Genomic DNA, 15,992 nt, shown 5'->3' with positions numbered 1-15,992 from the left:
ACCGCTCAGCCGGCGGCGAGGTGTTCGCGGACGCTGCGGGGACGCATGTCGGTCCAGGTGCGCGTCACGAAATCCAGGCACTCCTGGCGGCTGCCGGCGCAGCCGGCGTCGCGCCAGCCGTCCGGCACCTCCTTGTGCCGGGGCCACAGGGCGTACTGCTCCTCGTCGTTGACCACCACGCGGTGTTCGTCAGCCATCGGGGTTGCCTTCCTCGTGTCGGGCCAGGTGCAGCTCGCGGGCGAGACTCTCCGGGGACAACGCCCGGATCTCCGCGAGCAGGTTGGTGAGGTCGCCGTCCGTGGGCGGGGAAACCGCCGGGGGTACGGCGGGAGCCGGCACCGCCAACGCGGCGACGGTACGGGCCAGCGCGGCGGGAGTGGGTGACTCGAAGATCGCGGCGGGCGGCAGGTCGACGCCGAGCGCGTCGCGCAGTCGCGCCACCACACGGGTGCCGAGCAGCGAGTGCCCGCCCAGTTCGAAGAAGTCGTCGTCGGGGCCGATCTCGTCGACGCCGAGCAGGTCCATCCAGATGCGGCGCACCACCTCGTACGGCTCGTCGCTCGGCGCGGTAGTCGTCGCGGCCGTCACCGGTTCCGCCGGGACCGGTGACGGTGGCGCGGCGGCCGGCGCGACCTCGGCAGGGGCGACGGGTCCCGGCCGGTACGCGTCGACCCAGTGCCGCTTGCGGGCGAACGGGTACGTGGGCAGGGGTACCCGCCGTCGTCCTTCGGCGCGGCCGTCGGGCCGGCGCACCGGCGCCCCGGCGAGCCAGAGCCGGCCGACGGCCAGGGCGACGGCGTCGTCCTCGCCGGTCGGGGTGCGATGGGCGGGCAGGCTGGTCAGCACCGGCACACCGCGTGCGGCGTCGTGCTGTCGGACGAGGGTGGCCAGGGTGCGTCCCGGGCCGACCTCCAGCAGCGCGTACCGCTCGGCGAGCAGCAGGTCGGCGGCGGCGGTGAAGGTGACCGGGCGGCGCAGCTGCCGCACCCAGTAGTCGGGGTCGGTGGCCTCGTCGTCGGTGAGCCAGCGACCTGTCACGTTGGACACGATCGGCACGGTCGGCGGGCGCAGTGGGATCTCGCGCAGGTGGGCGGCGAAGCCGGCCAGGGCCGGGTCCATCAGAGCCGAGTGGAACGCGTGGGAGGTGCGGACCTCCCGGCAGGCCACCCCGCGTCCGCGTAGGTCGGCGGCGAGCGCGGCGACGGCGGCGGTCACGCCGGAGACGGTGGTGAGGTGCGGCGCGTTGGCGGCGGCCACCTCCACTCCGGCGGGCAGCAACGCCGTCACCTCGTCGACGCCGAGGGCCACCGAGAGCATCGACCCGGGGGCCTGGGCCTGCATGAGCCGGCCACGGACGGCGACTGTGGCGAGCGCGTCGGGCAGGGTGAAGACGCCGGCCAGGCAGGCGGCCACGTACTCGCCGAGGCTGTGTCCCGCCATCGCGGCCGGGCGTACGCCCCGGTGGCGCAGCAGGTCGGCGAGGGCGTACTCGACGGCGAACAGGGCTGGCTGGGTGAGCCGGGTCTCGTCCAGCTCGGGTGCGGCGGGGACGGCGTCGCCGGGTGGGCAGAGCAGTGCCCGCAGGTCCACGTCGAGGTGCGGGCGCAGCAGGTCGGCGCAGCTGTCGAAGGCCGCCCGGTAGACCGGTTCGGTGCGGTAGAGGGTGCGGCCCATCCCGGCGTACTGCGCCCCCTGGCCGGGAAAGAGCAGCGCCACCCCGGCCGGCGTACTACTGGCGACGCCGGTGCGGACGAGCGCCGAGTCACGGTCGGCGAGCTGGGCGGCGGCGGTCGTGGCGTCGCGCGCGACGGTGACCAACCGGTGGCCGAACTCCCGTCGGGTGTGGGCCAGGGTGTACGCGACGTCGGCCAGCGCCACGGCGGGGTGCTCGCCCAGGTGGGTGGCGAGCTGATCGCGGGCCCGGTCGAGCGCGTCGGCGTCCCGGGCGGAGAGCACCAGCAGCTGTGCGGATCCGTCGTCGGCGGGGACGTGATCGGTAGGTTCGGCGGCCTGGAGCACGACGTGGGCGTTGGTGCCGCCGATGCCGAAGGAGCTGACCGCCGCCCGGGGCGGCGTGCCCAGGTCCGGCCAGGGCTGCGACGTGGTGGGCACCCGGAACGGCCCGTCGCCGGCCAGCTCGGGGTGCGGCTCGGTGCAGTACGGGCTGGGCGGCACCACCCGGTGGTGCAGCGCCAGCGCGGCCTTGATCAGCCCGGTCACTCCGGCGGCGACGTCGAGGTGACCGAGTATCGACTTGACCGAGCCGAGCGCGCACCGGCCGGCGTCGGCGCCCCGGAACGCCTCGGCCAGGGCGCGCAGCTCGATCTGGTCGCCCAGCTCGGTGCCGGTGCCGTGCGCCTCGACGTAGCCGATCGTGGCGGAGTCGACCTCGGCAACCTCCTGGGCGGCCCGGATCACGGCGACCTGACCGTCCACGCCGGGCGCGGTGAAGCCGACCTTCACCCGGCCGTCGTTGTTGATCGCGGAGCCGCGGATCACCGCGTACACCGTGTCGCCGTCGTCGCGGGCGTCCGCCAGCCGGCGCAGGACGACCACGGCGGCGCCGTCGCCTCCCACGGTGCCGGTGGCGCGCACGTCGAAGGGGCGGCAGTGCCCGTCGCGGGACATGATGCCGCAGGCCTCGTGGCGATACCCGGTGCCGGTGGGCAGCAGGACGTGCGCGGCGCCGGCGAGGGCGACGTCGCACTCGCGGGCGAGCAGCGCCTGCGCGGCGAGGTGCACGGCGACAAGCGACGAGGAGCAGGCCGTCTGCACCGCCACGGCGGGGCCGCGCAGGTCCAGGTGGTACGCCACGCGGGTGGGCAGCGAGTCCTTGTCGTTGGCGAGCATCAGCTCGTACTCGGAGACCGAGCCGAGCCGCGGGTTGCGGAACAGATGGTGCAGCAGATACCCGCTGGCCGCGGCGGCGGCGTACACCCCGACGAGGCGGTCGGGATCCCCGGCGAGGTGGCCGGCGCGTTCCAGGGCGGCCCAGGCGGTCTCCAGGAAGAGGCGTTGTTGCGGGTCGAGCAGCCGGGCGTCGCGGGGCGAGTAGCCGAAGAAGCCGGCGTCGAACCGGTCGAGGTCCGGCAGCGCGCCGTGCGCCGGCACGAGGTCGGGGTGCTGCCGCTCCTGCTCGGTGAGGCCGGCGGCAGCCAACTCCGCGTCGGTGAACCGGGTGATGGTCTCCTGTCCGGCGAGGATCCGCTGCCACAGTTCGTCGACGTCGGCGGCGCCGGGAAAGCGGCCGGCCATCCCGACGATGGCGATCTCCAGTCCGGTCTCCTGGTCGGTCACGCTCGTCCCTCCCCCGCCGGCACCGGGCGGGCCCGGCGGGCCCGGTCGGCCAGCGCCTGCTTGCGTTCGTCTCGTCGCCGGCCGGCGGCCGGGTCCCCAGTCGGCCGGGCCGTCGGCACTTCCGCGTCGGCGCCGTCGAGGAACCGGGCCAGCAGCGCGATCGTCGGGTAGCGGAACAGCTCGACGGCCGGCACCGGTCGGCCGAGCCGTTCGGTGAGCCGGGCCTGCACCCGCGCCAGCAGCAGTGACGTGCCGCCCAGGTCGAAGAAGTTGTCGTCCGCGCCGACGTCGTCGAGCCCGAGCACCTGCCGCCAGGTGTCGGCGATAACCCGTTCGACGGCGCCGTTCGGTGCCACGTACGCGGCGCCGAGGTCGGCGCGGGCCACGGTGGGGGCGGGCAACCGGGACGGGTCGAGCTTGCCGCTGGCCGTCACCGGCAGGTCGGGGACCACCACGAAAGCGCTCGGCACGAGATAGCGGGGCAACCGCCGCAGCAGGCTCTGGCGCAGTTCGTCGATCGCCAGCCCGTCGCCGACGAGGTAGCCGACCAGTCGTCGACCGCCGGGCGCGTCGGTCCGCACCACGGCGGCGGCCCGGCGCACCCCCGGGCACTGTCGCAGTTGGGCCTCCACCTCACCCAGCTCGATCCGATAACCGTTGATCTTGACCTGGTTGTCGGCCCGGCCGAGGAAGACCATCTGCCCGTCGGCACGCCAGCGGACCAGGTCGCCTGTGGCGTACATCCGCTCCCCCGGCGTCGGCGCGTACGGGTCGGGCAGGAACCGACAGGCGGTGAGCGCGGGGTCGCCGTGGTAGCCGCGGGCCACTCCGGCGCCGCCGAGGTGCAGCTCGCCGGGCACCCCGGGCGGCACCGGCCGCAGCTCGCTGTCGAGCACGTAGGCGCGGACCCCGGTCAGCGGCCGGCCGATCGGAAGCTCGGCGTCGTCGGGCGTGCAGCGGGCGGCGGTGGCGGTGACCGTGGCCTCGGTCGGGCCGTACCCGTTGATCAGGAGCCGGTGGCGCGACCAGGCGGCGGCGACGTCCGGCGCGCAGGGTTCCCCACCGACGGTGAGGATCCGCAGGTCGGGCACGGCGGCGGGGTCCAGCGCGTCGAGGACCACCGGCGGCAGGTCGGCCACCGTGACGCGGTGCCGGGTGAGCGCGGCGGCAAGGTCGGGGCCGGGGGTGCGCTCGTCCGGACCGAGCAGGCGCAGCGTGGCGCCGGCCGTGAGGGCGGTGACCACATCGGACAGCGCCACGTCGAAGCTGATCGAGTGGAACTGCAGGACCCGGTCGTCGGCTCGGACGCCGACCAGCCGGGCCTGTGCCGCGGCGAGGTTGGCCAGCCCCCGGTGGGTGCCGACGACGCCCTTGGGCAGCCCGGTCGAGCCGGACGTGTAGATGAGGTAGGCGGCGGCGTCGGGGTGGATCGTCGTCGGGAGCGGGGTGTCGACGGGCGGCGGTTGCTCGTCGAGGCGGAGCAGCGGCACGCCTGTGGTGGGCAGCGCCAACTCCGCGTCGGCAGTGGTGACCACCAGTGCGGCGGCGGAGTCGGCGAGCAGGTGCGCCAGCCGTGCCGCCGGCAGCTGCGGGTCCAGGGGCAGATAGACCCCACCCGCCCGGAGTACGGCGAGGAACGTGACCACCCAGTCCGGGCCGGCGGGCAGGCAGACCCCGACTGTCGTCTCGGCCCGCACGCCCCGCGCGGCGAGGGTCCGGGCCAGACGGTCGGCCCGCTCGTCCAGCTCCCGGTAGGTCAGGGCCTGATCGCGGTACGCCAGGGCGACCGTCTCCGGTGCCGCCGCGGCCTGGCGGGCGACCAGCTCGGTCACTGTCGGCTGGCCCGACGGCGCGGGTGCGGTGGCGGCCCAGCGGTCGACAAGCTCCCGGCCGGCGGTGGAGTCGAGCAGCGGCAGCCGGTCCACGGGGGTGTCCGGGGCGGCGAGCGCGGCGGTGAGCAGGGTGTCGAGCTGGTCGGCGAGCGCCCGGGCGGTGGACTCGTCGAAGAGCCGCGTCCGGTACTCGACCCGCCCGTCGATGCGGCAGTCCTGCGGAATGACGGTCAGCGTCAGGTCGAACATGGACGTGCCGGTGTGCGTCTCACCGCTGGCCAGCACGCGCACCCCGGGCAGGGTCAGGCGCTGCTCCCAGCCGTCCTCGACGGCGAACATCACCTGGGCGAGGGGGTGACGGCCGGGGTCGCGGACCGGGCGCAGCTCCTGCACCAGGGCGTCGAACGGCACCGGGTCGGTAAGCGCGGTAAGCGCCGAGTCCCGCAGCCGGTCAAGCAGCGCGGCGAAGGTCAGTCCACCGTCGACCCGGCTGCGCAGCACAAGCGTGTTGACGAAGAAGCCGACAGCGGTCTCGCTGTCGAGCGTCTGCCGGTTCGCCACCGGCGTGGCGATCAGCAGGTCCGGCTGCTGGCTGCGGCGGTGCAGCAACGCCGCCCAGGCCGCCGCGAAGATCATGTACGGCGTCGCGCCGGTGCGGCGGCCCGCCTCGGCGACCCGGTCGGCCAGCTCGGGCGGCCAGGAGAACTCGATCTCGTGGCCGGCGTCCTCCAGCTCGGCCGGGCGGGGCCGGTCGGTGGGCAGGTCGAGCCCCGGCGGCGCGCCGGCCAGCGCGTCGCGCCACCAGTCCAGGCGTCGGGCCAGCTCGGCCGCACCGAGCAGTCGGTCCTGGGCCAGCGCGGCGGGTACGTCCCGGGGCGCCGGCGGCAGCGTCGGAGACCGCCCCTGGAGCACTGCCGCGTACGCCGTCGACAGCTCCTCGAACAGCAGACCCATGCTCCAGCCGTCGCACACCACGTGGTGCAGGGAGAGCAGCAGCGCGAAGTCGGCGGGGCCGGTGCGGCACAGGGTGGCTCGCACCAGCGGCCCTCGGGCCAGGTCGAACGGGCGTACCGCCTCGGCGGCGGCGTACTCGTCGATCCGCTCCGGCGCGACGTCCTCGACGGCCAGCGGCAGGCCGGCCGGCGGCAGGACCATCTGGTACGACTGCCCGTCCAGCGGCACGAACACCGTACGCAGCGCCTCGTGCCGCGCCACGACCTCGTCGAGCGCGCCGCGCAGCGCCGCCACGTCCAGGTCGCCGCGCAGGTCCACGCGGTACGGCACGTGGTAGGCGGGACTGTCCGGGCGCAGCTGCGCCAGCAGCAGCATCCACTCCTGGGCGGCGGTGAGCGGGTGGATGCCGTACCGGTCGCCGTCGGCGCGGATCGCGGCGAGGAACGCCCGCCTCCGCTCCGGCGGCAGGGCGTCCACGCGCTGGCGCAACTGCCCGGGCGTGAGGGCGTCGATCATCGGGCGATCCCCTGTTCGAGCTGGTCGAGCAGCCCGGCGAGGTCGGCGGGCGGCGGCCCGTCCAGCGCGACAGGCGCGGCCGCGTCGGTGGGCTCGACCGGCGCCCCGCCGATCTCGTCGGCGGCGGCGGCCAGCCCGGCCACCGTCGGGTGGTCGAAGATGAGCCGCAGCGGCACCTCCGCGCCTATCGCGGCGGCGAGCCGGGAGCGGACCCGGGTCGCCTTCAGGGACCGTCCGCCGAGGTCGAAGAAGTCGTCGTCGCGGCGGCGCACCGGCACGCCGAGGACGTCCTGCCAGATCTCGGCCACCGCTCGCTCGGTAGGCGTCTGCGGCGCGGCGTCGTCGTCGCCGGTGACGGCAACGTCGGGCACGGGCAGCGCCGCGACGTCCACCTTGCCGTTGCGGTTGAGCGGCAGCCGCGGCAGCACCACGAACACGGCCGGCACCAGGTGGTCGGGCAGTTGCTCGCGAGCCCGTTCCCGGATCGCCTCGAGGCGCACCCCGGTCTCGGGGACGACGTACGCGACAAGCCTCGCGTCGCCGGCGGCGTCGCGGTCGGCGCGCACGATCGCGTCCCGCAGCAGCCCGCCACCGCGCAGCGCCTCGGTCACCTCGCCCGGCTCGACCCGGTAGCCGCGGATCTTGACCTGGTGGTCGGAGCGGCCGACGAACTCGACCAACCCGTCCGGGCGTTGCCGGACCATGTCGCCGGTGCGGTAGAGCCGCCCACCGGGGCGCGGTCCGAACGGGTCGGGCACGAACCTCTCGGCTGTCGCGTCGGGGCGGCCGAGGTAGCCGCGGGCCACCCCGTCCCCGCCGATGAACAGCTCACCGAGCACGCCGGGCGGCACCGGTTGCAGGAGCCGGTCCAGCACGTACACGCGGGTGTTGGCGACCGGGCTGCCGATCGGCACGATCGGGTCCGCGGCGGTGAGCCGGGCGCAGTCGTACGTGGTGGTGTAGGTGGTGGCCTCGGTCGGGCCGTACCCGTTGACGAGCGTCGTGTCCGGGCAGGCCGCCCGCAGCCGGTCCACCGCCGTCCGGTCGGCCTGCTCACCGCCGAACGTCAGGTAGCGCAACGCGGCCAGAGCGTCCGGCGCGTCGGTCGCCACCTGCCGGGCCACGGAGGTGGCCAGGAACATCATCGTCACGCCGGTGTCGCGCAGCCGGGCGCGCAGCCGGTCCGGCACGAGCACGTCGTTGATGTCCAGGTCCGCCAGGCAGGCGCCGTTGAGCAGGGCGCCCCAGACCTCCAGGGTCGCCGCGTCGAAGGACATCGTCGCGGCCTGGCCCATCACGTCGTCGGGGCGTACGTCGACGAAGTTGGTGTCGCGGACCAGCCGGACGATGTTGCGGTGGCTGACGCCGGTGCCCTTGGGGCGGCCGGTGGAGCCCGACGTGTACATGACGTACGCGAGCTGGTCGGGGTGGACGGTCACCGCCGGCGGGTCCGCCGGGCCGTCGTCGGCCGGGAGCCGGTCCACGACGATCCGGGGCGTGTCGTCGGCCGGGAGCCGGTCGGCAAGCGCGGCGGTGTGCAGGATCGCTCCCGGTGTGGCGTCGCGGCACATCAGCGCCAGCCGCTCCGGCGGGTACCCGGGGTCGAGCGGCAGGTACGCGGCGCCGACCTTGAGAATCGCCAGCGCGGCTATCACCCAGTCGGTGGTGTCGGCGAGGCAGATGCCGACAAGCGTCTCGGCACCGATGCCCAGCCGACGCAGGCGCCCCGCCAGGTGGTTGGCGCGCCGGTCCACCTCCCGGTAGGCGAGGACGCGGTCGCCGGCACGCAGCGCGGGCGCGTCCGGGGTCTGCCGAACCCACTGGGCGAACAGGTCCGGCACCGACTTTCCGCGCGGATAGTCGGTGTCGGTGGCGTTCCAGTCGACAAGCACCCGCCGCTCGATCGCCGGATCGAGCACCGGCAGATCGGACAGGCGTGCCTCCGGGGTCTCCTGCGTCCGGGCGAGGAGTACGCCCAGCGCCGCCCCGATCGACGTCGCGTGCGGGTGGTGGCTCACCGTGGCCGCCGGCCGTTCGCCCGCGTCGTCGATCAGCAGCCGCACCGCACCCCGATAACCGGAAAGTGCCGGATCGGGACTGATCGATACCACCGGCCGATAGTGGGGAACCGTTTCGGGCAATTCCGCGTCGTGCTCCCGGGCCTCGCGCAGAGCCGTTCGGACCAGGTCCCGCAGCTCGGTCCACGTGGGATCCTCGGGCAACCGGACCCGCACGGGCAGCCAACGTCCCGAGCCCGCCGACGCAGCCGGCGTCTCGGCGAGCAGGTCCCGGCCGCCGGTCCAGCGGCGCAGCAGCGCGAACACGCCGGCCAACGCGCTGACCTGCGGCTCCACCGACTCGCCCGGCAACTCGGCACGGGCGGCACAGGCGGGTTCGGTGGTCGGCGCGAAGGGCAGGTCCGGCGGCTCCGGAAGGGCCGTGAGCTGTCGTTCCCAAAAGGCGGAAAGGCCAGGGAAAACTGTCTGTTCGGTCATCGGATCTCAGCTCCGATCGGCGGGTGACACGCAATGCCGGGAAGTCTGGGCCGCACCCGTGCCAGTTGCTTGTAGGGGCCGTTCGGGTGCCGTTGCGGCGATCTGAGGGAAACCTGAGTGCGCCTTTATGCCGATAGCGCATTGCAGTCAGTAAGTACACCGACTCTTTTGGTTATGGCGATGCCGCTCGATGAAGACAATGATCGTGCCCGGGGGGAAGCCACGCCGGGGGCGACGACTCGTAGTGCCCGGTTGTCTCTTCGCTCGCCTGAGCCTCCACGAGAGAACACAGGAGCGGTGCATGTCCGGAGACAATGTCAACCATGCCTGGCGCCCGTCGACGCCGGCTCGCAGCGAAGGTGGGGGCGAGGCATCGACCGCGGAACAACACCGTACGGGTGGTGACCCGGGGCGGGCGCTGCGTCACCTCGCCGCCGCCGGTGACCGCGCGGCCGCACACCTGTGGCTCGCCACCCAGCCCGACCTGCTCGCCGCGACACCCGACCCGGCCGACGCCCCGGTCGCGGAGATCTGGCGGGCGGCGCTGCGGCACCACCTCGCCGGGGAGCCGCACCTGGCCGCGGCCCGTCTGGCGACCGCGCCGATCGGCGCGACCGGCCCGCATGCCGTGCAGATGTACTGCCACGCGGCGGTACACCACCTGCTCGACGACGACCTCGAGCGGGCCAGCGCCGACGTCGAGGAGGCCGCGCGCGCCGCCCACGCGTGCGGTGTCCCGTCCGCCCACCAGGCGTACGCCCGGATGGTCGTGCTGCTCGCCGCCGCCACCGGCGACGCGGCGGCGACCCTCGGGCGTGCGGAGGCGACCGACGGACTGCGTCGCGCGGATGCCGGCCTGTTCCGGTTGATGGTCCACCTGGATCTGGCCGGCCATCTGCTGTGGGCCGGCGACGCCGCCGACGCGCTGCGGCACGCCGAGGCGGCCGTTCGACTGACCGAGGTGGCAGGCGACACAGGCTACGAGCCGTACGCGCTGACTCTCGCCGCCGTGGCGAAGTGTCAGCTCGGTCGGTTGGAGGAGGCGCTCGCCGACGGCGCCGCCGGTCAACGCCTGCGGGAGCTGGCGGGGGTCGCCGCCGACGAGGCGATCTCGCTGGCCGCCCTCGGGATGGTGCACCGCCGCCGGCGGGAGCCCCGGCAGGCCCGGCAGGCGCTGGAGAGCGCCCTGGCCGCGGTGGGCAGCGGTCAGCCGCGCATCGTCTCGTCGGCCTGGGTCCTGGCGGAGCTGGCGCGGATCCGCGCCGCCGACGACCTGTGCGCCGCGCAGGAACTGGCCGAACGAGCGGTCACCATGGCCCGGGAGCCCGAACGGCCGTACGCCCTGCTGGCTCGCGGCTGGGTGGCGCTGCTGCGAGGTGACACCGCCGCCGCCCACTTCGACGCCGCCGAGGCCCGCACCGGCGCCACCGTCGGGCGGCGACGCGCCACCCTCGTCGAGGCGCTCCAGCTCACTGTGCTCGCGGCGGACGACCCGCGCGCGTCCGCCGGGCTGCTCGACGACGCCGCAGCGCTCTGCCGGGAACTGGGCGACCCGGCGGAGGAGGCCACAGTCGCGCTGATCGCCGCGCGATTGCAGGGGCGGCAGGCCCGCCGGGGCGCCGAGGGTGCCGAGCAGAAGCTGCGCCGCTGCGGGGTACGCCTGGACCCGGGCGTCGCCGACGGGCTCACCGCGATCACGCTGCGCGTACCGGCGGTGGTGATCCACACCCTGGGCGACTTCCGGGTGTTCCGGGCCGGCGCCGTCGTCCCGTACGGGGAGTGGCAGTCGAAGAAGGCACGGGACCTGCTGAAGATCCTCGTCGCGCACCGGGGACGTGCCGTGCCCCGGGCCCGGCTGATGGAGTTGCTGTGGCCCGACGAGTCGCCGTCGCGTACCGCGAACCGGCTGTCGGTGCTGCTGTCCACGTTGCGCCGGGTGCTGGGCACCGGCCGCCGCACCAGCGGTCGGGGGGCGGTACTGGCCGACCGTGGGTCGGTGGCGATCGACCTGGACGTGATCGACGTGGACGTGGAGACGTTCCTGACCGCCGCCGAGGAGGCGCAGGTAGCCCTGCGGGGCGGCCACCCGGACACGGCCCGTGCGCTGGTCCGCGCCGACGAGCTGTACGGCGGGGACTTCCTCGCCGACGACCCGTACGAGGACTGGGCGCAGCCGCTGCGGGAGGAGGCGCAGGTCGCCCACACCAGCGTGCTGCGGGCCCTGGCCCAGCACGCCTCGGACACCGACCAGAAGCTGGTCTACCTGATGCGGCTGGTGCACCGGGACCCGTACGACGAGGACGCCCACCTGGAGTTGGTGCAGGTGCTGCGCGCGGCCGGACGGCACGGCGAGGCGCAGCGGCGCTACCGCACGTACGTCGAGCGGATGCGGGAGTTGGGCATCGCGCCGGCCGGCGGCGAGGAGACCGAGACGCAGCCCACCGGGTCCGGCGCCGGGAAGCCTGGCGAGCCGGGGGCACGGGTGACCCGGTGGCGGGCACCGGCCGCGCAGACCCGACCGTGGACGACCGAGTTGGGCGCCGCCCACCACCCGGGCGGCGTCCCGGCGCAGCGAACGGGGATTCCGAGGAGGCTCATTGAGCACCCGGCCTGACCGGCGCGGCGCGCTCGTCGAAGCCGCGTTCTCCTGCCCGGTCACCGAGCGGCCCCGCAAGCACGCCCAGGCAGCTCACGGGGCCGATCTCGGATCGGGCGAACGGGTCAGTGGCGGGGTTGGTAGCTCTTCGGCAGCCGCATGCCGCGCTCGGCCATGATCGCCCGGACCCGGTTGGGGTAGTTGGTGATGATCCCGTCGACGCCCATGTCCATGAGCGCGGAGACGGTGGCCGGGTCGTCGCAGGTCCACGGGATGATCTTCAGGCCCCGCGCGTGCGCCTCGGCCACCATTGTCGCGTCCGGGTAGAAGCGGAAGGTCGGGTCGCTGATGGTGCCGTTCTGTGGGAACCCGTAGTTCGGCGACAGGGCGGTGACGCCGGGGATGGCGGCAGCGGCCTTCACGAAGTCACCGTCGTAGTCGTCGGCGTCGATCCCACCCAGCCAGGGGGACGCGCCCGGCTGGCCGACCTGGAGGAAGTCGTAGTTGGTCAGGGCCACCAGCGGCCACTTCGGCGCGAGGCGGTGCATCACCTTCAGCGCACCCCAGTCGAACGACTGGATGGTGACCTGCTTCTCGATGCCGGAAGCGTGGATCTCCTCGAAGACCCGCCGGACGAACAGTTCACGGGGCGCGGTCTGCTCGGGCGCGCCCGCCTCGACCTTGGTCTCGATGTTCAGGGTGAGCTGCTTGGCCCGGTAGCTCTTGACCAGGCCGAGGACGTCCTTCAACTCGACCATGCGGAAGCCCTTGACCTGCTCCTGCTCCGGGAAGCCCGGAAGCTGCTGGTAGCCGCAGTCCATGGTCTTGAGCTGGGCGAGGGTCAGGTCCTTGATGTACTTGCCGACGTACGGAAACATCGGGTCACCGGCCTTGACCGGTGCGGTGTCGGCGCACTTCTGGGCGCTGACCTGGCGGTCGTGGTTGACGACGACCTTGCGGTCCCTGGTGATCTGGGTGTCCAGCTCCAGCGTGGTGACACCGAGGCGCATCGCCTTGCCGAAGCCCTCCAGCGACTCCTCGGTGGTCATGCCGATGCCGCCGCGGTGGGCTTGGAGGTCGAAGTGGGTCTTCTGGGGGTGCAGCGCGCTGGCGCTGTCGACCGTTGACGCGTGCGCGGCCACCGGAGCGGCGAGCGCGGGCAGAACGGCAAGACCCGCCAGGACGTGACGCAGAGACATGGTGCAAACCTCAGCTCTTCAGGTGCAGATGCCCTGGTGAGGCTAGGTCGGAGGGCACCCGGCACGATGACCTCGCCACAAGCGGAGTGTGAACGCTCGCCGAACCTCAGAGGTGCGCGCACCACGGCAGCGCGCCGTCACCGCGGTAGTTCGCCGGCGGCCGCCGGACGGCGGCCGCCGGCGAAAGGCCTAGTTGCCGAGGGTGACGTGCAGGACGCGTTCGTTGCTGTTGTTCGGGGTGCTGTCCTTGTCACCGGTGGTGGTCGTGGTGAGCCACAGCCCCCCGTCGGGCGCCGGCTCCACCGTCCGCAGCCGGCCGTAGGTGCCGCTGAAGTACGTCTGCACGTTCGTCAGGCTGCTGCCGCTGATCACGGCGCGGTACATCCGCGTACCGCGGGCGCAGGCGACGTAGAGCGCGTCGCGCACGATCGCGATGCCGGAGCAGGAGCCCTCGGCGGTCGGGTAGGTGCGCGCCGGGGCGATGTAGCCGGCGGTGCCGCAGGTGCCGCTGGTGCCCTCGCAGGCCGGCCAGCCGTAGTTGCCGCCGCGCGTGATCAGGTTGGTCTCATCCATGATCGAGTTGCCGAACTCCTGCTCCCACAGCCGGCCCTGCGAGTCGAACGCGAGTCCCTGCGGGTTGCGGTGACCGTAGCTCCACACGTAGTTGCCGAACGGGTTGTCCGACGGGACGCTGCCGTCCGGGTTGAGGCGCAGGATCTTGCCCTCCAGGGTGGAGCGGTCCTGGGCGTAGGCGCCGTTCTGCGCGTCGCCGGTGCTGGCGTACAGCTTGCCGTCCGGGCCGAACCGCAGGCGACCGCCGTCGTGGAACTTGTTGCGCCGGATCCCGCTGAGCAGGACCTGCTCGGTGGAGGTGGTGAGCCGGTCGTTCTCCATCTTGATCCGCACGATCCGGTTGTCGCTGGGCGACGTGTGCATGATGTAGAGCCACCGGTCGCTGGCGAAGCTCGACGAGATCGCCAGACCCAGCAGGCCACCCTCACCGTCGGTGCTCTGCACGTTCGGCACGGTGCCAACTGTGGTCTTCGCCCCCGTGGCGGGGTTGAGGTGGATGATGTCGTGCGCGTCGCGGCGGTTGTAGAGGACGGTGCCGTCGGGCAGCGTCACCAGCCCCCACGGGATGTCGGTGTCGGTGGTGACCTGCCGCACCGTGCACACCGGGTTGGCGCAGCTGGCGCCGGTGCTCACCGTGACGGTGGAGCTGCGTGCCGAGGCGTTGTCCTGGCCGTCGCGGGCGACCACCTGGTACTGGTAGGTGGTGTTCGCCGCCAGGCCGCTGTCGGTGAAGGTGGTGGCCGGCGGGGCGCCCGTGACGGTGCCGATCTTGACGCCACCACGGTAGACGTCGTACGCCCGGACTCCGACGTTGTCGCTCGACGCGGCCCAGCGCAGGGTCACAGTCGTCCCCGAAGCGGTGCCGGTGAGCTGCGTCGGCGTGCTCGGCGGCACGGTGTCGGCCTGGCACTGCGGCGGCGTGATCGTCACGGTGGAGCTGGCCTGCGACACGTTTCCGGCGGCGTCACGCGCGTTGACGTACAGGCCCCAACTGGCTCCGGGGACGACGGTGAGGCCGGCGGACAGGGTGCTGCCGCTCACCGAGGTCATCAGCTGGCCGTCGTGGTAGATGTCGTAGAACGCCACCGCGACGTTGTCCGTCGAGGCGTTCCACGCGAACGTCACCGAGTTGCAGGTCAACCCGCTCACCCGGGGGTTGCTCGGGGGCGTGGGTGGCTGGCTGTCGGTGCTGCCGAGCGACGACGTCCAGCGCTGGTTGGCCTGCCCGTTGCACGTCCAGAGGCCGACAGTCGTGCTGTTTGCGGTGCCGCCGCCGGTCACGTCCAGGCAGAGGCCGGACTGGACACCGACGATGCTCCCGTCGGCGTTGATCCGCCAGCGCTGGTTGGCGCCGCCGGTGCAACCATAGATCTGTAGCGCGGCCGGCGCGCTGGTGTCCTGACCGACCACGTCCAGGCACATCGTCGCGTCGTACACCCGCAACTCGCCGGCCGAGGTGAACGTCCACGCCTGGTTGGCCTGACCGACGCAGTCGTAGATGTTGATGCCGGTGCCGGCGGTGCGCGAGTTGCCCACCACGTCCAGGCACCGACCGGACGCCACACCGACGACTGTCGACGGGCCCGCCGCCGACGCCGGCACGCCGACCGTCACGGCCAGCAGCACCGCCACGGCAAGCGCCGACAGTAGGCGTCGTGGTCTGACTCGGGCGAGGTTTCGCATCAGTCCTCCAGGGTCGGGGCATCGGACGGCCCGACCCCACGCCGGACGACGCAGCGTCCGACCGGACCGACGAGGAAGCAACATCGACAATCAAAGATTGCGTCGCGGCACCTGTCAACGATCTCGCTCCATCGAGGACAAACCCGATCATCGGGGTCACCGTCCGAGGTCGGAACAGGACGCGCCGCCACCGCACGCCGTGATCACGGTGATCCCCGCGCCGGCCGGACCGCCGTGCGGGGCGGCCCGGCCGGCGGTCGGCTCGCCCTGCGAAACACCGTCGGCCAGGGGTCCGGCCGCCCGCCGTCGCCGCCCGGCAGGCCAGGTCGCCGCGAGCGACCCGAATCGACATCCGTCCCGGTCTGTCGATGGCGACAGTATTGGGAGAACCTCGGGACACTGTCAACGTTTACCGGAAAAACCGCGGATCGGCTTGCCGGGCACTGCCCCGGCTTGCGCCCCGTCGACCCTGGCCACGGCTGTGATCCTCTGTTCGGCAACTGCTTCTTCCATGACGCTGCCGTCGCCGATCCACCGGCTCCGGCCGATACTTTCGGTGGATTTCCGGATCATGGCCGCATGACTGACCCGGATCGGAGGGTGGCTGACCTCTGCGTCGGGAGGCTGGGGCATCGTCGTGGCGGCATCGTGGCTGCTCCGCGTCGGGTCGGACATGCGGGCAACCGCCGACGGCCATCGACGGGGGTTCCGGAAATTGTTGACGCCTCGGAATTCCCGCTGCAATACTCCGATCCATTCCGATCGATGCGATCTCCGCCATGACGAGTTCGGTCGATCTCCCCACCACCACCCACCCGTCCGGACCGGACTGGCTGCCCGCGCACAC

At 73.3% G+C, this 15,992-nt stretch carries 8 protein-coding genes; 1 reads left to right on the top strand and 7 read right to left on the bottom strand.

The features are described 5' to 3' along the window. Positions 1–5: 5 nt before the first annotated feature. From AB0K10_RS16270 to AB0K10_RS16255, 4 genes are read right to left on the bottom strand one after another with little or no spacing between them, the layout of a single operon-like run. Positions 6–197 carry an MbtH family NRPS accessory protein gene (locus AB0K10_RS16270; RefSeq protein WP_007461660.1) on the bottom strand — a complete coding sequence of 64 codons (192 nt, stop codon included), beginning with the start codon at positions 195–197 and terminating at the stop codon, positions 6–8. Beyond that, a complete protein-coding gene (locus AB0K10_RS16265) occupies positions 190–3,297 on the bottom strand; it encodes a beta-ketoacyl synthase N-terminal-like domain-containing protein (protein ID WP_363684106.1) in 3,108 nt (1,035 codons plus the stop codon). The genes AB0K10_RS16270 and AB0K10_RS16265 overlap by 8 nt, the downstream gene beginning before the upstream one ends. Then, on the bottom strand, positions 3,294–6,599 hold the full coding sequence (locus AB0K10_RS16260; protein WP_363684104.1) for an amino acid adenylation domain-containing protein: 3,306 nt from the start codon (positions 6,597–6,599) through the stop codon (positions 3,294–3,296). The genes AB0K10_RS16265 and AB0K10_RS16260 overlap by 4 nt, the downstream gene beginning before the upstream one ends. Continuing rightward, positions 6,596–9,094: an amino acid adenylation domain-containing protein gene (locus AB0K10_RS16255; protein ID WP_363684102.1), complete on the bottom strand. Its 2,499-nt coding sequence runs from the start codon at positions 9,092–9,094 to the stop codon at positions 6,596–6,598. The genes AB0K10_RS16260 and AB0K10_RS16255 overlap by 4 nt, the downstream gene beginning before the upstream one ends. Before the next feature lie 301 nt (positions 9,095–9,395). Here AB0K10_RS16255 and AB0K10_RS16250 point away from each other — a divergent pair, with 301 nt between their 5' ends. Then, entirely contained in the window at positions 9,396–11,708 is a 2,313-nt protein-coding gene (locus tag AB0K10_RS16250; protein ID WP_363684100.1) for a BTAD domain-containing putative transcriptional regulator, read from the top strand. 107 nt (positions 11,709–11,815) lie between these two features. On the opposite strand, the gene AB0K10_RS16245 is transcribed toward AB0K10_RS16250, so the two are convergent. The 3 genes from AB0K10_RS16245 to AB0K10_RS16235 all read right to left on the bottom strand — a co-directional run bounded on the left by AB0K10_RS16245 (position 11,816) and on the right by AB0K10_RS16235 (position 15,820). After that, positions 11,816–12,889: a glycerophosphodiester phosphodiesterase family protein gene (locus tag AB0K10_RS16245; RefSeq protein WP_363684098.1), complete on the bottom strand. Its 1,074-nt coding sequence runs from the start codon at positions 12,887–12,889 to the stop codon at positions 11,816–11,818. 189 nt (positions 12,890–13,078) lie between these two features. Then, on the bottom strand, positions 13,079–15,145 hold the full coding sequence (locus tag AB0K10_RS16240) for a PQQ-dependent sugar dehydrogenase (RefSeq protein WP_363684096.1): 2,067 nt from the start codon (positions 15,143–15,145) through the stop codon (positions 13,079–13,081). Between the two features lie 402 nt (positions 15,146–15,547). Continuing rightward, entirely contained in the window at positions 15,548–15,820 is a 273-nt protein-coding gene (locus AB0K10_RS16235) for a hypothetical protein (protein WP_363684094.1), read from the bottom strand. Between the last annotated feature and the right edge of the window lie 172 nt (positions 15,821–15,992).

It is taken from the genome of Micromonospora sp. NPDC049274, from assembly GCF_040678875.1.
Classification (GTDB): domain Bacteria; phylum Actinomycetota; class Actinomycetes; order Mycobacteriales; family Micromonosporaceae; genus Micromonospora.
This window is presented reverse-complemented; position numbering and strand designations above follow the sequence as displayed.